This is a genomic window from Actinotignum stranguriae (assembly GCF_051265215.1).
Lineage (GTDB): Bacteria > Actinomycetota > Actinomycetes > Actinomycetales > Actinomycetaceae > Actinotignum > Actinotignum schaalii_C.
Genome location: NZ_JBOZCJ010000002.1, coordinates 20,017 through 44,849, shown reverse-complemented (window position 1 = coordinate 44,849; position 24,833 = coordinate 20,017). Strand labels below are relative to the sequence as shown.

At 62.1% G+C, this 24,833-nt stretch carries 17 protein-coding genes; 4 read left to right on the top strand and 13 right to left on the bottom strand.

All coding sequences use genetic code 11. From position 1 onward, the window contains the following. The first annotated feature begins 33 nt into the window (after positions 1-33). Positions 34-1,113 (top strand): cation diffusion facilitator family transporter, encoded by a 1,080-nt coding sequence (locus ACRQEG_RS01295; protein WP_320757310.1) that lies wholly within the window; start codon positions 34-36, stop codon positions 1,111-1,113. A 59-nt stretch (positions 1,114-1,172) separates the two neighbouring features. On the opposite strand, the gene ffh is transcribed toward ACRQEG_RS01295, so the two are convergent. From ffh to ACRQEG_RS01235, 12 genes are all read right to left on the bottom strand, one after another. Next, positions 1,173-2,735: a signal recognition particle protein gene (gene ffh / locus ACRQEG_RS01290; RefSeq protein ID WP_320757311.1), complete on the bottom strand. Its 1,563-nt coding sequence runs from the start codon at positions 2,733-2,735 to the stop codon at positions 1,173-1,175. 171 nt (positions 2,736-2,906) lie between these two features. Beyond that, a complete protein-coding gene (gene ftsY, locus ACRQEG_RS01285; protein ID WP_320757312.1) occupies positions 2,907-4,085 on the bottom strand; it encodes a signal recognition particle-docking protein FtsY in 1,179 nt (392 codons plus the stop codon). A 47-nt stretch (positions 4,086-4,132) separates the two neighbouring features. After that, complete coding sequence (locus ACRQEG_RS01280) at positions 4,133-4,708, bottom strand: hypothetical protein (protein WP_320757313.1); 576 nt, start codon at positions 4,706-4,708, stop codon at positions 4,133-4,135. 87 nt (positions 4,709-4,795) lie between these two features. Beyond that, positions 4,796-8,350, bottom strand: coding sequence for a chromosome segregation protein SMC (smc, locus tag ACRQEG_RS01275; protein ID WP_435733754.1), 3,555 nt, complete (start codon positions 8,348-8,350; stop codon positions 4,796-4,798). Positions 8,351-8,470: 120 nt separating this feature from the next. Next, complete coding sequence (locus ACRQEG_RS01270; protein WP_320757315.1) at positions 8,471-10,030, bottom strand: aspartate:alanine exchanger family transporter; 1,560 nt, start codon at positions 10,028-10,030, stop codon at positions 8,471-8,473. 95 nt (positions 10,031-10,125) lie between these two features. Continuing rightward, on the bottom strand, positions 10,126-11,664 hold the full coding sequence (locus ACRQEG_RS01265) for a bifunctional folylpolyglutamate synthase/dihydrofolate synthase (protein ID WP_320757316.1): 1,539 nt from the start codon (positions 11,662-11,664) through the stop codon (positions 10,126-10,128). Positions 11,665-11,788: 124 nt separating this feature from the next. Then, positions 11,789-13,228 carry a uridine transporter UriT gene (uriT, locus tag ACRQEG_RS01260; RefSeq protein ID WP_320757317.1) on the bottom strand — a complete coding sequence of 480 codons (1,440 nt, stop codon included), beginning with the start codon at positions 13,226-13,228 and terminating at the stop codon, positions 11,789-11,791. Between the two features lie 94 nt (positions 13,229-13,322). Next, positions 13,323-14,291 (bottom strand): uridine-preferring nucleoside hydrolase UriH, encoded by a 969-nt coding sequence (uriH, locus tag ACRQEG_RS01255; protein ID WP_274735066.1) that lies wholly within the window; start codon positions 14,289-14,291, stop codon positions 13,323-13,325. Between the two features lie 105 nt (positions 14,292-14,396). Further along, positions 14,397-15,770 carry a branched-chain amino acid transport system II carrier protein gene (brnQ, locus tag ACRQEG_RS01250; protein ID WP_274735064.1) on the bottom strand — a complete coding sequence of 458 codons (1,374 nt, stop codon included), beginning with the start codon at positions 15,768-15,770 and terminating at the stop codon, positions 14,397-14,399. 129 nt (positions 15,771-15,899) lie between these two features. Continuing rightward, positions 15,900-19,109, bottom strand: a complete 3,210-nt coding sequence (gene ileS, locus ACRQEG_RS01245) for an isoleucine--tRNA ligase (RefSeq protein ID WP_320757332.1) — start codon at positions 19,107-19,109, stop codon at positions 15,900-15,902. Positions 19,110-19,375: 266 nt separating this feature from the next. Next, entirely contained in the window at positions 19,376-21,403 is a 2,028-nt protein-coding gene (locus ACRQEG_RS01240; protein WP_320757318.1) for an alpha/beta hydrolase, read from the bottom strand. Continuing rightward, the gene (locus ACRQEG_RS01235) at positions 21,400-21,726 is read right to left on the bottom strand and encodes a hypothetical protein (RefSeq protein WP_320757319.1); all 327 of its coding nucleotides are present in this window, start codon (positions 21,724-21,726) and stop codon (positions 21,400-21,402) included. Before ACRQEG_RS01235 ends, ACRQEG_RS01240 begins: the two co-directional genes overlap by 4 nt. A gap of 244 nt (positions 21,727-21,970) precedes the next feature. On the opposite strand from ACRQEG_RS01235, the gene ACRQEG_RS01230 reads away from it, so the two are divergent. Beyond that, positions 21,971-22,699: a pyroglutamyl-peptidase I gene (locus tag ACRQEG_RS01230; RefSeq protein WP_320757320.1), complete on the top strand. Its 729-nt coding sequence runs from the start codon at positions 21,971-21,973 to the stop codon at positions 22,697-22,699. Positions 22,700-22,761: 62 nt separating this feature from the next. Here the strand turns inward: ACRQEG_RS01230 and ACRQEG_RS01225 are convergent, their stop codons facing one another. Continuing rightward, the gene (locus ACRQEG_RS01225; protein WP_320757321.1) at positions 22,762-23,544 is read right to left on the bottom strand and encodes an SDR family oxidoreductase; all 783 of its coding nucleotides are present in this window, start codon (positions 23,542-23,544) and stop codon (positions 22,762-22,764) included. Positions 23,545-23,690: 146 nt separating this feature from the next. On the opposite strand from ACRQEG_RS01225, the gene proC reads away from it, so the two are divergent. After that, complete coding sequence (proC, locus tag ACRQEG_RS01220) at positions 23,691-24,491, top strand: pyrroline-5-carboxylate reductase (protein ID WP_320757322.1); 801 nt, start codon at positions 23,691-23,693, stop codon at positions 24,489-24,491. Next, entirely contained in the window at positions 24,492-24,833 is a 342-nt protein-coding gene (locus ACRQEG_RS01215; protein ID WP_320757323.1) for a hypothetical protein, read from the top strand.

Here is a 24,833-nt window from a genome sequence, read left to right as displayed (position 1 = left end):
TTCAACCTGACAAGCCCCGCCGTGCCTGGCAAGATGGGAAGCGTGAATACCCTCGCTCCCGCCACCGCAGCCTGCACCGTTGGCACCGTTAGCACCGTGGGCTCGCCCGCGGTTGTGCCCGCACCTACCTCCAAGCTCGTGCGCTACGCCTGGCTTTCCGTTGCGGCCGCCCTCGTCACCATTGCACTCAAAGCAGCTGGCTACTGGCTCACCGATTCGGTGGGCCTTCTCTCCGACGCCACAGAATCCTTAGTTAACCTGGCCGCGGCGGTGGTCGCGGTACTGGCTCTCTCCGCGGCCGCAAAACCCGCAAATGCACGCTATACCTACGGACGCTCGAAGGCCGAGTACTTTTCTTCCGCCGTGGAAGGTGCCATGATTTTTGCGGCAGCCGGTTTTATTATTTTTTCCGCCATTGACCGCATTATTCACCCCCAGCCGCTGGCTGCGCTGGGATGGGGCTTGGGCATTGTGGCGCTCGCATCGTTAGTCAATGGAATTGTCGGTATAGTCCTGCTGCGCGCTGGCGCGAAGCACCGTTCTCCCACCTTGCGTGCCGACGGCAAACACCTTCTCACGGATGTCATCACTTCCGTTGGGGTGATCGTGGGCGTGGGATTGGTGGTGCTAACTGACGAACCGCTGCTAGACCCCATCGTCGCTATCCTCGTTGCGGTCAATATTCTAGCCACCGGAGTTAAGCTGCTGCGCGAGTCGCTCGCGGGACTCATGGACGCAGCCCTGTCCGAGCCTGATACTGAAAAAATCGTGGCGATTCTACGTTCGCACACCCGCCGTGAGGTACGTTTCCACGGGCTGCAGACCCGAGTGGCCGGACGCGATTCGTTTTGTAACTTTGATCTGTTGGTCCCCTCCGCATGGACGGTGCGCGAGGGCCACGAGCTCGCTGAGGATATCGCGGAGGAATTACGCGCCGCGGTGCCTCACCTCCGCGCCCTCATCCATGTGGAGCCACTGGAGGACCCGCGCTCCTATGAGGATATTCCGGAAGGTTACGTGCCGCTGGGCGGTATTTCCGATGCGGTTCCGGATATTGTGGTGGAGGCTTTAACCACCGGAAAGAACGACGACGCCGCTACTTCCCAGAAATAACCACTCTGCCACGAACGGCGCCGCGGGCAAGATTCCTCCTGCCCGCTGCGCCGTCGTCGTTATTTAAGGAAGCGCTTGAGCTCTTCCATGCTTGCCATATCGGGTGCCGCCGGGGCGGAGCCGGGAAGCTGGGTGCCCTTGCCGAAAGCCGAGCCCCGTTCGGCACGCTGCCGTGCCGCCGCGGCTTCGGCTTCCTGCCGGGCGCGTTTCGCCGGATTACCCGAACGGCCCTTCTTACCACCCGAAACGTTCTTCTTCGCGCGTTTCTGCTTGCGTGATCCCCCGCCAACGCCGGGCATACCGGGCATACCTGGGATTCCGCCACCGCGGCTCATCTGCGTCATCATCTTCGCGGCACCTTCAAAGCGCTGCACCAACTGATTGACTTCCTGGACGGTGGTTCCTGAGCCTCGGGCGATGCGCTGGCGGCGCGAACCGTTGAGAATTTTCGGGGTGCGGCGTTCGGCAGGCGTCATGGATTGGATAATGGCTTCCACGCGCCCCATCGAGGATTCATCCCACTGTTCGAGGGCTTCGCGGTACTGACCCATTCCGGGCAGCATCCCCATGAGTTTCTTGAGTGAACCCATCCGTTTAATTTGGTTCATTTGCACGAGGAAGTCATTGAGGTCGAAAGCCCCCTCGCTCATTTTCTCGGAAAGCTCGCGCTGCTGTTCTTGCGTCCAGGTGGCTTCGGCACGTTCGATGAGGGAGAGAATATCGCCCATATCGAGGATGCGGGAAGCCATGCGGTCGGCGTGGAAGCGTTCGAAATCTTCCAGTTTTTCGCCGGTGGAGGCGAAAAGGATTGGTTTGCCGGTCACGCCACGCACCGAGAGCGCCGCGCCGCCGCGGGTATCGCCGTCGAGCTTGGTGATAACCACGCCGGTGAAGCCCACCCCATCTTGGAAGGCCTTCGCGGTGGCGACCGCGTCCTGACCGATCATGGCATCGATAACGAAGAGAACTTCGTCGGGGTTGACGGCAGCCCGAATATCAGCTGCCTGCTGCATGAGGACCTCGTCGATACCCAAGCGTCCGGCGGTATCCACCACGACGGCACCGTAGCCGTTCGCGGCCGCGTAATCTACACCGCTAGCGGCCACCTGGATGGGGTCGCCCACCCCGTTACCGGGTTCGGGAGCCCATACGTCCACTCCGGCACGCTCACCCACCACCTGAAGCTGCTGCACGGCATTAGGCCGCTGCAAATCGGAGGCGACGAGGAGCGCTTTGCGGCCCCCGCGCGCGAACCAGCGCCCGAGCTTACCGGCCAGCGTGGTTTTACCCGCGCCCTGGAGACCGGCGAGCATGACCACGGTGGGTCGTCCCTGCGCAAAATTAAGTTCCCGAGTTTCCCCGCCGAGAATCTCAATGAGTTCGTCATTAACAATTTTGACGATCTGCTGCGAGGGATTGAGAGCCTGGGAGCGTACCGCACCGGTGGCGCGTTCGCGCACCGCGGCGGTGAACTCGCGCACCACGGGAAGCGCGACGTCGGCGTCCAAAAGGGCACGCCGAATCTCGCTAATGGTGGTTTCTACATCCGCTTGGGTGAGCACACCCTTGGAGCGCAGATTCTTGAATGCACCGGAAATCCGGTCGGAAAGATTATTAAACACTGGCCAGCCTTCGCGTCAACAAACTCGTTCCATTGTAAAGCAGGGTGCGCGAGCGCGCATATTCACCCGCTGCCGCACGTCAAACTCGAATCTAGCGGCGGTGGACCTGTTCCGCAGCACCGTCGCGCTGTAGCTCAGCTATGCATGTCCTTGGCTCGGCTATGCATACCTTTAGCTGAGCAGCGAATCGACGAAAGCTTCCGGATCGAAGGGTGCCAGATCGTCCGGTCCCTCCCCCAGGCCCACCAGCTTAACGGGCACGCCAAGTTCGCGCTGCACCGAAATAACAATGCCGCCCTTGGCAGTGCCGTCCAGTTTGGTCAGCACGATCCCGGTTAGTCCTGTCACCTCCGCGAAAACACGGGCCTGCTGCATCCCGTTTTGCCCCGTCGTGGCGTCCAGAACAAGGAGAACTTCATTGACCGGCGTGGTGCGTTCCATGACACGCTTGATTTTTCCGAGCTCATCCATGAGCCCGGCCTTATTTTGGAGGCGCCCGGCGGTATCCACGATAATCACGTCCACACCGGTTGCATCTGCCTGCGCCACCGCATCAAAAGCAACGGAGGCCGGATCTGCCCCCTCACGATCCGAACGCACAACATCCACACCCACTCGGTCGCCCCAGGTGACCAACTGATCGGCTGCGGCCGCGCGGAAAGTATCTGCTGCACCGAGCAGCACCGTGGTTCCCTGCGCGCGCAGCAATCGCGCGAGCTTACCGACCGTGGTGGTTTTCCCGGTGCCATTCACACCCACCATAAGAACCGCCGCGGGATGCACCGCCCCGGAATCCGTTTCACTGCGAGTGAGATTGAGGGAGCGATCCATATCTGGACCTACGTGGCGTAGCAGCTCCTCGCGCAAAATCTCACGGACCCGTTGCGGATCGGTGGTGCTTTCAATTTTCACACGCGAGCGCAGACCCTCCATAATCTCGCTGGTGGCATCCAGCCCCACATCGGCCATGATGAGGGTATCTTCCAGTTCTTCCCAGTCCGCCGCGGAGAGATCCCCGCGGGAAAGAATCGCCAAAAGAGCCTGCCCGAAGCCACCCGAGTGAGCCAGCCGGGCGCGCAGGCGCTGCATCCTGGAGGGAAGGGATTCGGGCTGTTCAACCGCCGGAACCGTAACGATATTCGGGGTGGTTTCACCGGAGATTTCTCCGACGGCTTCTTCAGCGGTACCTTCCGAGGCTTCCGCGGTGGAATCCCCTTCGAGAACCGGGATGTTCCGACGTTCCAATTCCTCGCGCCGCTGGTTCTTCTTCACCAGGGAAATAACGAGGGGAACAAGGAGGAGGGCAACAACGCCCGCGATGACAAGTGCAAGAACTACAGGATTATCCACTCCTCCAGTCTTGCAGAGGGTGCCGGGTTTTTCCAGCTGGTGCCCTATCAGGCACTGCGCCGTTCGCGCGTTTCAGCGTCTTCACCCTCGACGCTTTCCTCAATATCAACGGTGCAGCTTTGGCCGCCAGCACCGTCAATGACCACGTCCGCTACCAGAGCACCATCCGGCTCCCCGGCAAAATCCGCCACATGGATTTCTTCCGGTACACCCGTGGAAACATAGGCAACGTCCGCCTCCGTGCGAGTATCTTCTACAGCACTTTCAGCACGACGGCGCAGCGGCGGTGCGGGAATACGCGCCCGCAGTTTTTCACTATTGCGGCGCACCGTTTCCGAGAGTTCACGCTCCGTTTCCCGAGCTCGATCAAAGTGCTCATCGAGGGTTTCGGAGGTGATATAAGCTTCGGATTCGTGCGCGAAAGCTTCGAACATATCGTCCACCGCCGTATCGTGGTGGACGATGTCATAAGTGTCCATATCCAGTTCATCAGAGCGCCACGCGTCAAATGATTCCGCGACGGATGCTCCGGTACTTTTCCCGGAATTCCGCGCGAATGACAGGGCATACACCAGCGCCGCGGCAGCAATAATGATGGCGATAACAACGATGATAAGGGGCACGGTCTTATTATGAGAATTTTCGCGGCGGCCGGCTACCTCCGACCCGCACACTTGCGCAATTGTTACCGAACTGCAACGTAACTCTCGCTATTCGCGCAGTTCAGACATGCGCTGGGATACCACGGTGGAAACCCCGTCCTCGCGCATCGCTACCCCGTACAGAGCATCGGCGATTTCCATTGTCCGCTTCTGGTGGGTGATGACCAGGAGCTGGGAAGAGCGCTGCAATTCCCGGAAAATCTCGAGAAGGCGCCCCAGATTGACATCATCGAGGGCTGCTTCTACTTCGTCCATGACGTAGAACGGGGAGGGACGCGCCATAAAGATTGCCACGAGGAAAGCAATGGCGGTGAGCGAGCGTTCCCCACCCGACAGCAAGGACAGCCGCTTGACGCGCTTGCCGGGTGGCCGCGCTTCGATTTCCACCCCGGTGGTCAGCACGTTCTCCGGGTCGGTGATAATGAGATGCCCTTCCCCACCCGGGAAGAGGCGAGCAAAGACCTGCTCGAAACGGGCGCTAATATCGCTGAGCGCGGCTTTCATGACGAGGGTGACTCGTTCATCAAGCTCCGCCACGATATCGAGAAGATCGGCGCGGGTCTTCTTCAGGTCATCAAGTTGCTGCGCGAGGTACTTTTGACGTTCTTCCAGCGCGGCGTGCTCCTCCAGGGCGAGCGGGTTAATGGTGCCCAGCCGCGCGAGGGCTCGCTGCGCCGTGGCCAGGCGCCGTTCCTGTTCAGCCCGCACGTAGGGCACCGCACCGTCCTCGGTGGGAACCTGGGTATGCGGTCCGAATTCCTCTACGAGTGTGGCACTATCGATGCCCAAATCCTCGAGGGCACGGGTGGCCAGCTGTTCGTATTCCATGCGGGCACGGGCAGTTGCCAATTCACGGGCGTGGGTGGAATCTGCGAGGTCGCGTTCGCGGGTACGCAGCTGATCGACGCGTTCGCGTAGGTGCGTGAGCTGCCCCTCGGCGCCGTGTTGTTCTTCTTCTACCCGACGACGCTGCTCGGCCACCTCGGCACGTAAGCTGCGTACGTGCGCTAAGGCTCGCACCGCCGCGGCCGCGACCTGTCCTGCCAGCACCGCATGTTCGGCGCGAACCTGGCGGGCTCGTTCTTCCCGTTCAAGACGTTCGCGGGCCAATCGAGCCCGGTTATCCAGGGCATCAGCGCGCCCACTCAACGCTCGGAAACGTTCTTCTGCGGTGCGCAGCGCCAATCGAGCCTCCGTTTCTTGTTTACGGGCGGCCACAGCGGCTTCGTGCGCGGTATCGCGCTGCCGGGAGAGACGCGTCAGTTCACCATCATCGGGAATCTCAGTAGCATTTTCTTCGGGCTCCGCGAAACTTTCTAGCTCTGCCTGCCGTGCGGCAATATCTTCCCGCAAGGAGGCGGCGCGCGCGACGGCGCGTTCTTCATCGGCACGGGCCGCAGCGAGGGCTTGGCGTAAAGCTCCTAATTGGGCAGTTGCGGCAGCCAGATTAGAGTCCCGCGCCGTCAGTTCGCTCCCGGAAGCCTCGGCGCGGGCCCGAGCCTCTTCCTCGGTACTCTCAGCTTTTCGCAGCGCACCAGCTGCTTCATCAGCGGCAGTGGCGGCGGCATCAAGTTGCTCGGAAGCGTCCTGATAGGCAGCTTGGCGGGTGAGGGTGGCAGCGGCGGTGGCTTCTCCCCCGGTAGCGGTGCACGCCGTGATAACGTCCCCGCTCGTTGTTACCGCGCGGGGTGCCCCGGCTGCCACGAGCAGGCGGGCTGTAACAAGATCAACGGTGAGTGCGGTGCCAGCTAGGAGCTGCTTGAGGAGGCCAGCCAGGTCACTGCCCGTCCCGGACCAACTCACCACCGATAATGCGCGCACGGCGGCATCCGGATCCGGGCGCACCGTCTCGAAAGCGGCGCTGAGTTCACCTTCGCGCGCGGCAGCTGCGGCGTCGTCGTTCTTCCCTTCCGTAATCGTGAGCGTGAGACGCCCGGCTTGCGCCTGCGCGGCGCCACGCAAAATATCCACGGCGCTGTCGAGGTCATTCACCACCGCACCGGCGGCGGTTCCCGCCAGTGCATTTTCCGCCGCACTTTCCCAACCGCGTTCCACGTGGAGGTGGTCTCGTAACAACGCCGCACCGTGCTCGATAGCCCACGCGGTGGCATCTTCCGGTTCCAAAGAGAGCGCGAGGGTATCAACAATGGCCTGTAGGCGCGCCATCTCCTCGCGAGCACGTACCTCGTTCGCGCGCGCCTCTTCCACGGCAGCGCGGGCCTCCAGATGAGCCCGGGTATGTTCTTCATGGGCGGAAGCGAGGGTATCGTCCCCGGCGGAGGTAGCGACGAGCTCCTCCTCAATATCCGTGACCTGCACGCTGGTAGTCTGCACGCGCTGGCGCGCGGCCGCCACATCCTTGTCCACACGTTCAACTTCAGCCGCGAGCGCCTCAAGCCGCGAGCGTACGGCGGAAACCTTCCCGGCACGGCGTGCGGCGTTCTCGCGAGCGTCGGCGCGCACTCGGCTCGCCTCGTTATAGGCGCGCTCGGCCACAGCTTCCGCAGTTTCAGTTTCCTCCCGCTGGGTGAGGACGACGCGCAAAGCATCCTGAGCATCGCGGACGCGCCCCTCAAGTTCTTCTTCTTCGGCCCGGGCCCGTACAGCTCGCGCATGGAGCTCCTCCGGGTCGTCTTGGCCGCCCCGTGCAGGCATGGTGCTCAGGGTGCGTTCACGTTCGCGCGCCAGCTCGTCCATGGCGCGAAATCTTTCCTCGAGGGAAGCGAGACGTTCGGAGCTATCCCGAAGAGCTGAGAGCTGCGGGTTGAGGCGCGCGTGATGGTCCTCTGCCGTAGCGAGGGCGGCTCGGGCCTGAGTGAGGGCCACTTGGTTTTCTTCGCGCAGCTGAGCGGTACGCTGATCTTCAGCAGCTCCGGCTTCCAGCCTGGCCTGCGCCTGGGCCAGATCATCAGCGAGAAGACGAGCCCGCGCGTCGCGTTCGGTTGCCTGAATGATCTGGGCACGGCGGGCTGCCTCAGCCTGTTTGGCGAGCGGTCCGAGCTGACGGCGCAGCTCCGCAGTGAGGTCCTCCACCCGCGTGAACGAACCCTTCATTGCTTCGAGCTTGCGCAGAGTTTTTTCTTTACGGCGACGGTGCTTGAGCACTCCGGCAGCTTCTTCCACAATATTGCGGCGCTCTTCGGGACTCGAAGTGAGGACTTCATCGAGGCGGCCCTGCCCGATAATGACATGCATTTCGCGCCCCATGCCGGTGTCTGAGAGAAGTTCTTGGACGTCAAGGAGGCGTGCCGGCGTACCATTAATGGCATATTCGGAACCGCCGGCACGGAAGAGGGTTCGGGTGATCGTCACTTCCGAATACTCAATGGGGAGCACACCATCAGAATTATCGATAGTAAGGGAGACTTCCGCGCGTCCGAGCGCGGGACGGCGCGACGTGCCAGCAAAAATAACATCCGCCATGGAGCCACCACGCAAAGTTTTCGCACCCTGTTCGCCCATCACCCAGGCGAGAGCATCCACCACATTGGATTTCCCTGAGCCGTTAGGGCCTACCACCGCATTAATCCCGGGTTCAAAGCGCACTGTGGTGGCGGTGGCAAAGGATTTGAATCCTCGCATGGTCAAGGTTTTTAAGTGCACGATTACAGATTATGCCAGACGGCGCCACCGGTGGCGCTACGACGGGGCGTTATGACAGTTGCAACCGGTACCCGTGGTCGCGGTGGCACGCCGGCGACACACCGCACCGTACCGGGACCGCTAGAACATGAAGGGGACGACGACGATCTTGTAAATAAGTGCAATCGCGAAGGTCGTAGCGTAACCGGTCATCACCCGGTTATCGGTGGTACGCGAGGTAGCGTAGGAAAGCACGGCCGGCTGACCGAGCAATCCTGCCACCGCACCCGAAGAACGGGTGGCAGAGGAACCAAGCGCCCACGCGGCAGCCATCATGACTCCGCACCCGACAATACTCACCGCTGCGGCCAAGAGCAGCGATTTCAAGCCCACCATTGTGAAGACGGTCGAGGCAAAAGCAGAACCGGAGTTGAGGCCGACTGCCGCGAGGAAGAGCATGAGGCCAAACTGGCGCAGGGTCAGATTCGCGGGGCGCGGGAGTTGCCAGGGTACCCGGCCGGTGCGGTGCACCGCTCCGAGGATCAGCCCCACCACAAGCGGGCCGCCGGCCGCACCCAGGGAAAAGGCCGCGCCACCCGGTAGCGGGATTTCCACCAGTCCGAGAGCAAAGCCCAGGGCAAGGCCACCGGCTGCTGCCACCCAGTCCAGTTCGGAGGAGCTGGAGACCGAGTCACCGAAATACTCTTCGAGTTCTTCTACCCGCGAGGTAGGTAAGGCGACTTCTACCACGTCGCCCATTTCCAGGTAGGTATCCGGGGTGGCGAGGATCTCGTCATCGGCACGGCGGATAACCGTCACCCGTGCTTCGAAACGACGATAGAGCGGGAGGGAACCCACCGTGAGCCCAGCAATATCCCGATTGGATACCGTAAAACGGTGCACCGCCAGATAGGGATCAGTCAGCCGCCGATGACGCATCCGGCTACCCAGGCGTTCGATAGCTTCAGAAAGCGCCGCCCGGGAAGCGAAAATACGAACCCTATCCCCCGGTTCCAGAGCACGCTCCATATCGAGGATATGCCAACGGCGATTGCGCCGCATTGCTACGAATCGCACCTGTTGTCCGGCTATATCCCGCATCTGCTGCGCGGAGATCTCCCGATCCACGTACACGGTTGCCTGTTCCAGTTCCACATCATCCGGATCGAGTTGGTCATGACGGGCTTTCCATTCCCGGTTAATAAAAATAGCGACCATGACAATGGCGAGCGTGACCCCGACCGGGTAACCAATGGAGTAGCCCACCGCCGGATTATCCGGGTCGGTCATTTCCTGGGCGAGAGCAAGCGAGGGCGTCGAGGTGAGCGAACCTGCGAAAACACCCACGGCAGTACCGCGCAATAAACCGAGAAGCTCGCCCAGTCCCACCGCGGCCGCCGCACCGGCCGTAATCGCAATAACTGAGGCGAGCATAAGGCCTAGCTGTTTGCGGATCTCCTGGAAGAATGTTTCCCCGGCTTCCAATCCAATCATGTAAACGAAAATACCCAGGCCCAAATCTTGCAGGAGCACGAGGAGGGAGGTGGAGGGCGGAACCACCGCACCGACAAGCAAACCGATGAAAAGCGCTCCCGCTGCCCCGAATTTCAGGGGACCAAAAGGAATCGCCCCGAAGGCAGCGCCAAGCGCCACCACAATGAAAACAACGAGAACGGTATTGCTGGCAAGGATATCGAGCACAGTGCCACCTCGGGGTTAAAGACTGGTAGAACGTTGCCTACTCTACCAATTTGGTACACCGTGCCAGTGCTTTCGGGCCCGGTGTCCGCCCCGTCCTACTCGGTAGGGGCTTCGTCAGGAGCCCCTTTACCCATCATTTGACGCGCCATTCCTGCCAGATAAACCGATCCAACTACTGTCACCACCGGCGTGGCGAGCTCATCGCCCGCTTCGGCCTCGGCCCATCCGGAAGCTTCGTCAATCGCGGCGAGCAGATCGCGTTCCACCCGCACCCTTTCTGCACCGAAGACCGCCCGCGCCAGCTCTGCCAGGTCCTCGGCGTCCATGGCACGTTCACCGGGCATATCGGTGATGACAACAGCGTCCAAGACCGGCTCGAACTGCCCGAGGGTTCCTTCCACATCCTTATCTGCCATCATGGCGAGCACCCCAACCCGCCGGCCGGGATAGTACTCTTCCAGCGCGGCGGCTGTGTGTGCGGCACCGTGAGGGTTATGGGCCGCGTCCACGAGGACGGTAGGCGAGGTACGCACCACTTCGAGGCGCCCGGGCGAAGTAACGGCCATCAGTGCATGTTCGACGACGTCACCCGCAAGCGCGCGCCCCCCGAAGAATGCTTCAACCGCAGTGATGGCCAGCGCCGCGTTCTCTGCCTGATACGAGCCGCGCAGTGCGAGAGGAATATCGTCGTAGCGGGCCGCGGGGGTGCGCACAGTCATAAGCTGACCACCCACCGCAGTCTCCCGCCCGAGGACCTGGATGTCTTTCCCGTAGACGGATACGTGGGCGCGGGCCCGGTGGGCTGCCTGAGCGATAGCCGCACCGGCTTCCTCGGGTTGGGAGGCGCTCACCACGCTGGCCCCGGGTTTAATAATCCCAACTTTTTCACCCGCGATCTGTGCGATGGTGTGCCCGAGCCATCGTTCATGGTCGAGAGCGATGGGGGTGAGAACAGCGACGTCGCCGTCAATCACATTGGTGGCATCCCACCTTCCCCCCATGCCCACTTCGACCACCGCCACATCGATAGGTGCGGCGGCGAAAGCTACGTAGGCCATGACCACAAACACTTCGAAGAAGCTCATGCGCGGCCCACCCTCCGCTTGGGAGCGCTGGTCCACTAGTTCGACGAACGGCGCGACATCTTCCCATGCCTGAATGAAATCCGCGCGGGAAATATTATGTCCGTCGATAGCGATGCGCTCACGCACCGACACCAGGTGCGGGGAGGTGAAACGCCCGGTACGCAGACCGTGCTCGCGTAGCAGCGCTTCGATCATGCGTGCCGTCGAGGTTTTCCCATTGGTGCCCGTCACGTGCACGCACCGGTAGGAATGGTGCGGATTACCGAGTAAATCCAGGCACATCTGAACGCGCTCAAGGGAGGGCTGCACCTTATGTTCGGGGGCGCGGGTGAGGATATCCCGGTAGATCTCATCCACCCGAGCTTCTTCTGCGGTGGTATCCGCGAGTTCAACGGTAGGATCAGGTGACTCCTTGACCTCTCGGAGCACCGCTTCGTCCCCGAAAATTCCAGAGTTGAGGACCTCGGAAAGCGCCGCGTCAAGTTCGGCTTCCCGCGCATCTTCACTGTCGTACCCCGCGCCATCGTACCCAACGTTATTCGTACCCATACCTGCCCCTTTCACGGCACACCAGCATATACCACGGGGCCCACGGTGCGACTGGCGCTGCCAGCCCCGTGGGCCCCGTTCCCGCACACTACCGGTCCGCACGAACCCTTATGTACGGATGTATCTAGGAGGCTGATTCCTCCGCGTTCTCAACCGACGGGATGAGGGTGGAGAGGAGAAGCGCAATAATCACAAGGACCGCACCCACCGCAATTCCGGCCTGATAACCACCCACCAGGTTCTCAGTGCCACCCACGGCGGTGGCCACAGCGGTGAGGATCGCGAAGGAAAGCCCGGCTCCCAGGTTGAAGGCACCGGCATTCATTCCCGGTAGGTAGCCCTGGTTATCAGCCGGGGAGAGCACGATACCCAAGCCGTTGAGCATGATATTGACGGTACCGGCGTAGGTAATACCGATGGCCACGCACAGGAAGAAGATAAGCGACTTCGACGGTGCCCCCACACCGAACACCGCGATCCCGAGGAAAATAACCGTGGAGAGCAGCCCCGCCTGGAGTACCTTCTTGTAGCCGAAACGCGAAGCGAGCTGCCCGGCGATCGGCCCCATAATAAGACCGGCAATCGCGTAGGGCGTCAGCGTCACGAAGGAGACCGTTTCGGCCGGGAGCTCCAGACCACCGGCACTGGCTTCCAGCTGCGCCAGGTTCGGGATGAGACCGTTCATGACCGCGAATACCCCGGTCATGGTGAAGAGAGTGGTGGACAGGAGAGCCCAGGTGCGCCGTTGCTTGAGGTAGCGAGTGGCCACTAGCGGGTGTGCGCGCGAGGACTCGATCTTCCAGAAAATCACCGCGGAAACGGCGGCCACCAGGATTTCCACGCCGATGAGCCACCAGCGGGCATCCCCGAGCTTGCCTAACTCATTGAAAGCGAAATAGACGCAGCCAAAAACGATGAGGAGTGCGATAACGCCGGGCCAGTCCATCGGGGTGCGGTCGCCCTGGGATTCACGGGTCCCGAACACCGACGCCAGGAAAGCGACGGCGCACACAACTGCCATGCACAAGAAAACGGAGCGGAAGCCCCAGTTCCCGGCGAGCCAGCCGCCCAACAGGGCGTCTACTCCTGCGATACCGCCGTTGACGGAGGTAAGAATAGCCATGTACTTGGCGTAACGGCGCGGTTCGGGTACTTCCTGGTGCAGCATCACAAGGGTGAGAGGCACCATCGGCCCCGCCGTCCCCTGAATCACACGCCCGATACCGAGGATCGTGACATTGGGAGCGAGTGCCGAGACTACGCATCCGATCCCGGTAGCCAGGAGCATGCCCAGCAGAATCTTCTTGCGCCCGATAAGGTCGCCCCAGCGCGGCAGGAAAAGGGAGAAGAGCGCGGCGGAAGCGAAGAAGGCCGTTTGGGTCACGCCAATTTCAACCTCGGTCGCATTGAGTTCCACGCTCATAGTATGCAGAGCTGGGGAAAGCATGGAAGCGTTGAGCTGGAAGGCGAAGACAGCGCAGAGCAGCGCGGCCATCAGCACGATAATATTCGTGCGCGAACCGGATTGCGCCCGGCCGGCACGTGTGGGAACGGACGATGCCATAGTTTTTCTTTCTCACCGGGGAGGACGACGCCGCACCGTGGCGGCACCGCCCTCCGTTCACAAAGGTTGGGTTGGACGGGGATTAGCCCCGTGGTTAGCCCAGGTAGTGGTGTTCACCCACGCGCTCCAGCGCATCGGCGATGAGATCCCAGAAACGCCCGTGATCGAGTCGGGTCGCAGCCCAGGTGTGGCAGTCCTCGGGAATGGGTCCGCGGAAATCAGCCACTGTCATCCCCACGGTGAGGGTTCCGGTGAGTTCCACATCAATGGGGACCTGCACCGTTTCCACGATGGTGGGGTCAATAAGATAGGCAACCGCGCACGGATCATGCACCGGCGGGTAGTCGAAGCCCTGCGCGTCCTGGTAGGAAGCACGGAAGAAATCCATGAGTTCGTGGACGAAACGGGCCGGCTGGGTGCCCACCGCATCAATTTTTGCGTAGGCTTCCGGGGTGCAGAGCGCCTGGTGGGTGAGATCCAGGCCCACCATGACCACCTTCCACGGTTCGTTGAAAACGATATGCGCGGCTTCGGGGTCGATCTTAATATTGAATTCGGCCACCGCGGACCAGTTACCAACGTGGTACCCCCCACCCATGAGGACCACCTGCTTGACACGCTCGGCCAGGCGCGGTTCCTTACGTACCGCCAGCGCGATATTGGTGAGCGGGCCGGTGGGAACCAGGGTGACGGTTCCCGGTTCGTGCGCCATCACCGTGTCAATAATGAGGTCGACGGCGTGCCGGGAATCAAGCTCGATAGCCGGGGCTGGCAGTTCGGTGCCGTCCAAGCCGGTATCCCCGTGAATATCGGGGGCGACTTCCACCGGGCGTACTAGCGGTCGGTCGCATCCGGCCGCGAAAGGCACGCCGGTCATTTTCATTACGGTGCCCACGGCGAGGGCATTATTCGTAACCTTCTTCAGGGTTTGGTTGCCACCCACCGTGGTGACGGCAAGCAGTTCAATCTGCGGATTCGCCCACGCCAGCAGCATCGCAACGGCGTCGTCATGACCGGGATCGCAATCCAAAATGATTTTTTCCGGGGTGTGCTGTGTTGCCATGTTTTTCTCCACATCCTTGGGGAACTCCCACGGAGTTCTACGTAGTTTCATTAAAACATAGAAACAATAGCTTCACCGCGAGCGTTCGCCGACACCCCGCAAATATCAGGCTACTGGCGCCTCCGCTGGCTCATCGGCTTTGGCTCGCACCAGAGTCGGTGGGAATAACCGCCCTTGGATCCCGTCTACCGCTAGCCCGAGAACAAAACCGAGCACCGCCGGCCCGGCCCAGGCGAGCCCTTCTGCACCCAGCGGGAATAGCGCCAAGAATTCCGCGACGGGAGCGAAAATATCCCATTCGGTGACAACCAGCCCGTCCAGGAGAGCGAGAGGTGCCGCAATCCAGGCGGAGGCTCGGTAAGCCCAATGCAGGCGCCCGGGAACCGCCAGATCAACAAGCGTCACGAAAATAAGAACAATCGCGATGGGATAAATAAAGCGATTGATCGGATTAATGAAATTGAGGATTCCTTCCAGTCCCAGCGTGGACATGGCAAAAGCAAACATTCCCTGCCCGATGAGGAGAGGACGGTACGCCAGCCCCGGAAGATAACTGCGATAAAACTGAGTGGCCGCGCCCAGCAGGCCAATCGCCGTCGTCAGGCACGCCAGAATCGTGATGGCACCGAAAATAAGCTGACCGCTGCGTCCGAAGAAACGCTCGGAAACAGCCGCCAGTGCATCCGCACCGTTGGCAAATCCCTCGGTGGCCACCCGGACCCCGATCTGGGACAGCCCCAGGTAGATCGCGGCGAGGATAATCGCGGCGATGAGGGCCACGCCCGCCGCTCCCCCGAAGAGCGCCCCGCGAGAGGTGAAACCTTTGGAGCGCAATGAGGACACGATGACCAACCCAAAGACGAAGGCCGCCAGCGCATCCATGGTCATATACCCGCTCAGCAGCCCACCGGTGAGTGCATTAGGAGCATACGGTGCCTGCGGAAGGGCAACCTGGGGCGGCAGGTTGAGCACCACCACCGCAATAAGAATCGCCATGAGAATAACGAGGGCAGGGGTGAGGATTCCTCCCACTCGATCCACCATTTTGCCTGGGTTGAGGGCCACGAGCACAGCCACCACGAAGAACACGGCGGAGAAAACGAGGAGGGCGGGGCGGGCAGCGGCGTCGTCGTGCATCACGGGGCGGACCGCAACCTCGAAACTCACCGCGGCCACCCGCGGTACCGCGTACAAAACTCCGGTGGTGATAAAAATTGCCCACAGAAGCGCGTGACCGGGGATGCGACCGATACGGGTCGCAATATCCTGCGGGGTGCCATCGCGGCTAGAGGTGGCAGCGATGAGCCCAACGGCGGGGAGAATAACCCCGGTGCCGATAAATCCGGCGATAGCCAGCGGCGTATTTGTTCCGGCTTGGATGCCGAGCATCACCGGGAAAATCAGATTCCCCGCCCCGAAGAACATGGCGAAGAGCGCCAAACCGGTAACAGCGAGCGTGAGGACGCGCGAGTTTTTCATCCCTGACCTTCGTGTGAATTGTGAGGAGAGTGCGTGGGCCGCGGCGAAGACCATGGTCGTCCACCGCGGCCCGTGCAAGGCACCCTACTCTAGAGGATCACGGCGCGCCGTTACAGAGCGCGCCGGCCTTTAGTACGCGACTTTCGTCACCTCGATGCCGAGCGGTGCGCCTTCTGCACCCGCCGTCACCTGCGCCTGCACCGCGAGAGTTTCCTCCTGGATGAAGGGCAGATAGCGGGTAACCGCATCAACGCGCTCGGCGGGAACCGTGAGGTTGAGAGCGATCCGGTCGGCCACGTGCAGCTGGGCATTCTTGCGTTCATCTTGCACAGCGCGCACGACGTCGCGGGCGTAGCCTTCGGCTTCCAGTTCTTCATCCACCTCGGTATCCAGGGCGATGAAGGAACCGGAATCGAGCGCCGCGGCAACCGAACCCGGGTCGGCTTCCACCGATACGGTGATCTCGAACTGGCCGGGCGCCAGGCGCACCTCCGGATCGGTGTGAAGCACCGCGTCCGCACCGTCTTCGCTCCAGTTCCCGGCCTTGGCGGCTTGGAAGAGCGCGGAGGTCATCTTGCGTAGCTGGGGATCCAGTTCACGCGGGAGAACCTTGAGGTCACGGCTGACCTTCATCCCCGATTGCGCCACGTTCTTGAGCTCAACATTCTTGACGTTCACTTCCAGAGCGATGAGCTCGGTGAAGGGCTCCAGGTCACGGTCGGTGACGATGGTGAGGGTCCGCAGCGGTTGGCGCACCCGCAACTGGTGGGTTTTACGCAGGGAATGCGCAGCGGAGACGACGGCGCGCGCTTCGTCCATCGCTTCGCGCAGCGCATCGTCCTTCCAGGAATCGGGTAGTTCGGGCCAGTCTTCCAAGTGGACGGAGCGTCCGCCGGTCAGCCCCTTCCAGATCTCTTCGGTCACGAGCGGCGCGAGGGGCGCCATGACCCGCATGAGCACTTCGAGCGCCGTGTAGAGGGTATCGAAGGCGGCGTGGTCCTCATTCCAGAAGCGATCCCGGGAGGTACGCACGTACCAGTTGGTCAGCACATCTAGGAAACCGCGCACCCGGTCGCAGGCGGCCGGAATATCGTAGTTATCCAGGTCGGTGCGCACCTTATCGGCCAGGTCCTTAATGCTGGCCAGCAGGTAGCGGTCCATCACATCCAAACCGGAGGGGTCGCTTACCGGCTGGGCGCGGTAGCCCTCCCCCTTCGAGCACGTCGAGGCGTAGAGCGCGAAGAAGTAGTAGGCATTCCACAGCGGCAGCAGGACCTGGCGCACCGTATCGCGCAGGGCACGTTCGGTCACGATGAGGTTCCCGCCGCGCACAATCGGTGAATTCATGAGGAAGAAACGCATCGCATCCGCGCCGACCTCGTCGAACATCTCGTAGACATCCGGGTAATTGCGCAGCGATTTCGACATCTTCTGACCGTCATCTCCCAGCACAATGCCGTGGGAAATACAGGTGCGGAAGGCCGGACGGTCAAAGAGCGCGGTGGCGAGCACGTGGAGGGTGTAGAACCAGCCGCGAGTCTGGCCGATGTATTCGACGATAAAGTCCCCCGGGTAGTGGTCCTCGAACCAGTCCTTATTCTCGAAGGGATAGTGGACCTGGGCGTAGGGCATGGAGCCAGATTCGAACCAGCAATCCAACACGTCGGTGATGCGCCGCATGGTGGACTTACCCGTCGGATCGTCCGGGTTAGGGCGGGTCAGCTCGTCAATATAGGGACGGTGGAGATCCACTTCGCCCTTCTCGTTACGCGGCAGGCGCCCGAAATCACGCTCGAGTTCTTCCAGGGAACCGTATACATCTTCGCGCGGATAGTTCGGATCGTCGGAACGCCATACCGGAATGGGGCTGCCCCAGAACCGGTTACGAGAAATGGACCAATCGCGCGCGCCGGCCAGCCAATTACCGAACTGGCCGTGCTTGATATGCGCCGGGGTCCATTCGATCTGCTCGTTAAGCTCCACCATCCGATCTCGGAAGGCACTCACCCGCACAAACCACGAGGACACTGCCTTGTAAATGAGCGGTTTACGGCAGCGCCAGCAATGCGGGTAAGAGTGCAGGTAGGAGCGTTCTTGCACAAGCACGGCGCGCTCGTTTTCCGGGCGGCGTGCCAGCGGTCCGGTTCCCTCGCGCAGATCGCGGGTGATGGGCAGATTGGCATCAAAGACCTGGGTGCCTTCGTAATCGGGCACCTCGGCGGTGAAACGCCCGGCGCCATCCACCGGAACCACGGGGCGGATGCCCACCTCCTGGCAGGCGAACATATCGTCCTCACCGAAAGCGGGGGCAATATGAACCAGCCCGGTACCGTCGTCGGTGGTCACGAAGCTCCCCGCGATCACGTGGTAGGCATGCGGGCCGGGTGCCTCATCGTCCGCACGATTCATGAAGTAATCGAAAATCGGGGCGTAAGCGCGACCCACTAGCCGCGAGCCGGGGAAACGATCCACAACTTCCGGATCTTCACCCAGTTCCTTCTCGTAAGATTCCAGGCGGGCTGCGGAGATAATCACTCGCTCGCCTTCCAGCTTGCCTTCGCGCGGAATGACGGTGAGGTACTCGATGTCCGGACCCACGGCAATGGCCAGATTGGAGGGCAGCGTCCAGGGCGTCGTCGTCCAAATAAGGGCAAGTTCACCCGTTTCCAGACGCAGCCCCACGGTCAAGCTGAGATCCTGCCGGTCCTTGTAGACGTCGTCATCCATCTTCAATTCGTGATTGGACAGCGGGGTTTCGTCATTCCAGCAGTAGGGCAGCACCCGGTAGCCATCGTAAGCCAGACCCTTGTCGTACAGAGTCTTGAAGGCCCACAGCACCGATTCCATATAGGTGGTGTCCAGAGTCTTGTAATCATGGGAAAAATCGACCCAACGTGCCTGGCGGGTCACGTATTCTTCCCATTCCTTGGTGTAGCGCAGCACCGAGGAACGGCAGGCCTCGTTAAATGTGGCGATGCCCATATCCTCGATCTCATCGGTGGAATCGATGCCGAGGATACGCTGGGCTTCCAATTCGGCCGGCAGCCCGTGGGTATCCCAGCCAAAGCGGCGCTCGACTCGGCGCCCGCGCATGGTCTGGTAGCGCCCCACCACATCCTTGACGTAACCGGTGAGAAGGTGACCGTAATGGGGTAGGCCGTTGGCGAAGGGCGGACCGTCATAGAAAACGAATTCATTGGAGCCGTGCGGCCCGGATTCACGCTGCGCCACGGAGGACTGGAACGTATTGTCTTTCTTCCAGAAAGCGAGGGTGCCTTCTTCCATCTTCGGGAAGTTCGGGGAGGCGGGCACGCCGCCCTCGCGATGAAGCGGATACATATCCACGCGGTGTCTCCTCGTGTCTCAAACCTAATCGGATTGAGGACGACGCCGGAATTCCGGTACCGCGGTACCACCTCATTTGCTACTCACCGCACGCGTGGTACGGCGGGTAACCGCTTCATTAGGACGCTAACGGGTCCACCCGCTCGGTTCTACTGGGCTGCACGGCACGGGCCGCGCGGCTGTTCTTCCGAGAGCTCGCCGGTGATTGCCGGGTCATAGCCAACGCCGCTCATTGTAGCCCTTCCGCGCGCGGTGCGCATCTACCTTCCGGGTGGTGGGCGGACCGGTGGGGATTGGGGCAACGGCGCAGCTCCGGCGGGTGGTTCGCGGGGCGGCGCAAGCATGGTGCGCTCCGTGGAAGGCTCCGTGGTAATACGAGCAAGTTCGCGCATTTGCGGGGAATCCGCGTTTTCCAAATATTCCGAATGCTGGGAGAATAATCCGCCGCGCCCGGAGAAATGATGCGCGGTGAAATCCGGATCCCGGCGCGGATTGAAGCCGAGCGCATCGGTGTTCCCGCCCGAGACCGCTCCCCCACCCAGCGCGTTGACCACGTTAATAATGTCTTTCTTATTGGAAAGGACGTGATTGGAGGCGGCGCTTCCAGCCCCGTGCGCCCCGGTATTCATATCCCATCCCTCGGCCACAACCCCGGGTGTTCCGTATACCACAAGAGTGTCGACGATGCCGGGCCGAACCCGCTCCGCGGCCGCTGAAGCCGTCACTGAACCGTAGGAGTGCCCCAGCAGACTGATACGCGGGCGATCCTCCCCGCGGACCTGGGCAATTCCCTCCGCGAAGCGCGCGAGGCTTGCTCCGCCTTCACGGGCGCGCGCCGGGGTGTAGAGGGAAGAGTCCAGCGCACTTTGCGGAGCGGCGTAATCAAACCAAGTCACCACAGCCGGGCTTCCGGTTTCTCCCCGAGCGGTGAGGATCTCCTGCTGGAGGGTAGCCAGGCGGCCGGCCGCTTCGATGTGGGAATCAAGGGAATTCACCACATTGGTAGTCATTCCACCCACCTCGATGGTGATAGACGAGGCAGTATCCACATCGCCTTGAGATAGGGCCACCTGGATGGTGCGCAATTCCGCACCGGTACCGGTACGGGCCCGGTTCGGCCCGCGATACACGAGGAGTTGGCGTGGCTGGCCGGACTGGGCGGACTGGGCGGAGCCTGCCAGCGGAGAGGAACGCGGCGCAGGCGAGTGCGCCGGAGCTGCGCGCCCCGCGGATAGTCGCGCGGCGGACGAGTGCGCCGCGAATGATCGCCCCGCGGGTGGCGACGAGCTCCGCTTCGAATCCTGGGACGAAGCGGAGCGAACCGGGGCCGTGGAGATATGCTCGCGCCAATTGCGATCCAGGCCGCGCTGGGTGCGGATCATGGCGTACGCAGCCAGGTTGGCGGTGATGGTGGCATAGCGCAGTTGAGCCGCGCCGAGCTGGGCGGTGCGAATCTCCCGATCAGTTTTCCCGAGGTTTCCCTCAAGATCCGCCTGGGCACTGGCGATTTCCGCGGAAAGCTCGGCCAGAATCGGATCGTAATAGGCGCGGGCCATTTCTTCGTCATGACGGGCCACGGCAATATTGGCGCGGTCCCGCACCGCGTAGGGTATTCCGTCCAAATTCCCCAGATCCTGAGGGGCATGGACGAGCACATACGAGCGCTCGGCATCTCCCAAGGATGCCCACCATGCCTGCACATAGGCCGCGCTTTTCCCAACCGGCACCCGCCCGACCGAACGATAGTAATTGGTGCGAGCCTCCGGGGCTATCTGCCCGGCAGCCAGCTGGTTGAACACCCTGTTTAGATAGCTGAGCGTATTATCGGCCGATCGGTGGGCTACCTCTACCTCCGCTCTAATCTGTACCACTATCTGGTGGCGTTCCCACTCCGCTACCCCGGTGCCATCCGCGCCGGCGAGCGGGTCGATCACCTCACCGCGAGGGGTGATCTCCATTCCGGCAGCATTCGCACGGGAGAGTGCTTCGCTCACTGCCGTTTGGGTACGGGTGATTTTATGCTGCGCTTCCCCCAAAGCCTGGATCAGGTGGTCAATACGGTCGGTGTGCGCGGCGGCGCGCGCGGCCAGGGCCCGCACATCGGAAAGGAAGGCACGTGCTCCGTAGCCTTCCCAGGCTCCCTTCAAGGAGCGCGCGGCTAGCTGGCGCAGCTGCCAGCTGGCTTCTTCGCAGCGCCTGCGCACGGCCGCTACCTCATCGAGAACCGCTCCGAGCAGGGCCCCGTTCCAGCCACGCAGTTGCCCCCACGTCACCCGGAGATCTTTCATCTTCCGACCCCCGCAATATCGAAACCGGAAATATCCACGCCCGCGATATCCACGCCGGCCCCGCCGTCTGCCTCCTGGTAGATGCGCCAGGCCAGTGCGAGGGATGCTGCTAGCTCATCGGCTCGGGCCGCGATATCGCGGGTGTGCCTATCCAGGGCCGCGCATCCCGCGCTCACGCTGGCCGGCGGTGGGCTTCCAGCCAATGCCGCCGCCACCGCTCCCGGCACGGTATCTACCCGCAGCGGAGCCAGCGCGGCACTCACGTCCGCAAGCGCGGCGCGCAGCTCCGCCGTCGCAGACTCCGTGATAAGAACACCATCCACCGTGACCTCCCCTCTTCGCTCCTGTTTCCTTTGCGCTGGCTACGTTTGACTTCTGTGCGCTGGCGCCGCTTACTTTCGTTGAACTGGCCCCGCTTGTTTTCTGGGAGCCGGCTCCCCCTGCCAAACGCTTGAGCCGATGGTGCCAGGAAGGGAAAAATCCGTCTAGGGCCCATCCACAGGCGGAGTTCGGCGCGTGTAGTTATCCACAGGTAGGGGCGCGGTAGGGTGAAGTGTGCGTGTTTTAGTGACTTATTTTGAGCCCTTTGGTGCCGATACCGAAAATGCGAGCCGGGAGGCAGCGCTGCGCTCCGTCCCTCATCTTCGAGATATGAATCTTCCTTGCGAAGTGGAGGTCGCGACGGCCATGTTGCCGGTGGTGTTCGCGAGCGCCGGACAGGTGCTGGCCGAGGCAGTGGAGCGTTTTCACCCCGATGCGGTTATTGCCATCGGGGAAGCGGGCGGGCGTAGCGCTATCACCCCGGAACTCCAAGCTTTTAATGAGAATATCGCCCGGATTCCGGATAATGTGGGAGCTCAACCCGATGGCGAACCCGTGATTGCGGGCGGTCCTGCCATCGCCACGAGCCCCGTGCGGGTGGCGGATATTACCCGCGCTATTAACGGGGCCGGTATCAATGCGGAAACGAGCCGAGATCCGGGGCGTTACCTCTGCAATAACATCGCCTACCGCGTGGCCCAGCTTGCAGTTCCCGGTATTTTCATTCACGTTCCGGCTCTGCGCACCGTTGGGGTGGCCACGGTGGGTGCGGAAACCGACGTACCGTCCGCGCCGCAGCCTGCGCCACTAACCGACGCCGGAGATGCAGCATTGCCCAAGACGGTGCACGGCGCACCGTTAAACGAGGGCGCCACCCCGGCGCTCCCCCGGCCCGCCACCACCTTCGATGAGCTCGGCCTCGGGATTGCCGCGGCGATTGCTGAACTTGCCCGGCAGATCACCGCGACCCGGTAGTTTCCCGCACGACGCTGGCGCGGTGCTGGCGCTACGCCGGCACCGCGTGCGCCCCGGTGCCCCTACTTTCCGCCTAGCCCCGAGGAGGGTAACTCCACCACGTTGTTGCCGGTACGGGCCACCGTCCACGAATTCGCCTGGGCAACGGGGCGGATAACCACCGAATCGATATTGACGTGGGCGGGGCGGGAGAGCATCCATACCACCGTCTCAGCAATATCCTCGGCGAGGAGCGGCTCAGCTACCCCGGCATACACGTTCTGGGCTGCGGCATCTGATCCGAGTCGATTCTTAGAAAATTCCTCCGTCATCACCATGCCCGGGCGCAGTTCCATGAGCCGCACCGGTTCTCCCACCAGTTCCAGACGCAAAGTGTCCTTAATCATGCGTTCGGCATGCTTGGCCGCCGTGTATCCGGCTCCACCCACGTAGGTTTCCTGCGCCGCCGTGGACGTCACAAAGAGAATGCTCCCGCCGTTCTCGCGCATATGTGGGAGCAGCGCCCGGGTCAGGCGCAGGGTACCGAGTACGTTCACGCGGTACATCCACTCCCAATCCTCGATTTTCGCGTCCGCCACCTTGTCCTGCCCGCGGGCGCCGCCTGCGTTATTGACCAGGGAGTCCACCCCGCCGGCTTCCGCTACGGTGGCGGCGAGCCGTGCGACGTCGCCTTCCTCCGTCAAGTCCGCCACCACGTAGCTGCACCCGGTTTGTTCGGCGAGCTGCCGGAGCCGATCTTCGCGCCGGGCGGTGGCGATCACCTCAAATCCGGCCGCGCGTAAAGCGCGAACGCTCGCCGCCCCAATTCCGCTGGATGCTCCGGTCACGAGTACTCGATGTGACATGTCAAACCCTCCGTTCTGCCGGGTGAGAGCCACGCCGGCCATAAAACACCTTTCTTCAGCCTAAAATAAAACGCGGAGAGCATACCCGGTGTTCGCTCAGCGCCGCTGCGGGAGCACCGGGCCTAGCTGGTAGAAAGGAAGTGCTCGTGATCGGCTTTATTGGAACCGGACATATGGGAGGGGCCCTGGCGCGCGGGGTGCTTGCCGCGGGTGCGGATCCGGCATCCGTCGTCGTTTCCGCGAAAGACGCGCAGGCGGCGCGCGACTTCGCAAAGGAAACGGGGGTGCGCCCGGCCGTCTCAAATACCGAGCTGGTCACGGCCGTGGGTGACGGAATCGTCGTCGTCGCCGTAAAACCATACGCGGTTGCGGGCGTTCTGAGAGAGATTAACGACGCCGCACGGCAATGCGGCACCGTCGTCGTGTCTATCGCAGCGGGCCTTGAACTTGCCACCCTCGCCCACCATCTCGCCCCCGGTCAGCCACTCGTGCGTGCCATGCCGAATGTAGCCGCCAGCGTGCGTGCCTCCATGACGGCGCTATGCTTCTCAAGCTCCGTCACCCCCGCTCAGCAGGACGCGGTGCGGGAAGTTTTCGCTGCCGTGGGTGCCCATATCACCCTGGAAGAAAAGCATTTTTCCGTCTTTTCCGCGCTCGCCGGATGCTCCCCGGCTTTCACCTTTACTTATATTGATGCCCTCAAACGGGCCGCGGTTGCCGATGGTCTCCCGGCCGCGCAGGCGGTGCGCATCGCCGCGCAGGCGGTGGAAGGTGCGGCACGCCTGGTGCTCGCAAGTGAGCTGTCCCCTGCCGATTTGGCAGATACGGTGCAGTCGCCGGGGGGCACCACCGTGGCCGGTGTGGTGGAATTAGAACGCGCCGGTTTCGGAGCGGCCGTTGTGCGCGGCGTGCAGGCCAGTATTGATAAAGATAGGAACCTCAGCTAAATGAACGGACTGTCACTCCTTGGCTTCGCTGGGATTTTCCTGGTGGTGCTGCTGTTGTGGGGGATTTCCATGCTGCGCGAGGCCCGCTCGCTGCGTTTTATGCGTACCCACGAATGGAGCGAGGAAGAAAAAGAACGTATTTTGACGGCCGCGGCGGAGGGAACCGCCACCGCCATGCGCGCCGCGAAGAAAATCCACCCCATCTTGACCGCGCGCCACGCTCGCCTCGTGGTGCACGATCTGGAAAGCGAAGCCGCTGAGGCTCGCCGGCGCGCCAAGCGTGCCAAACCCGGGACCCGCGCGTCCCGCTCTATCCGCGATACTGACGCAAAGGAGAGGTAG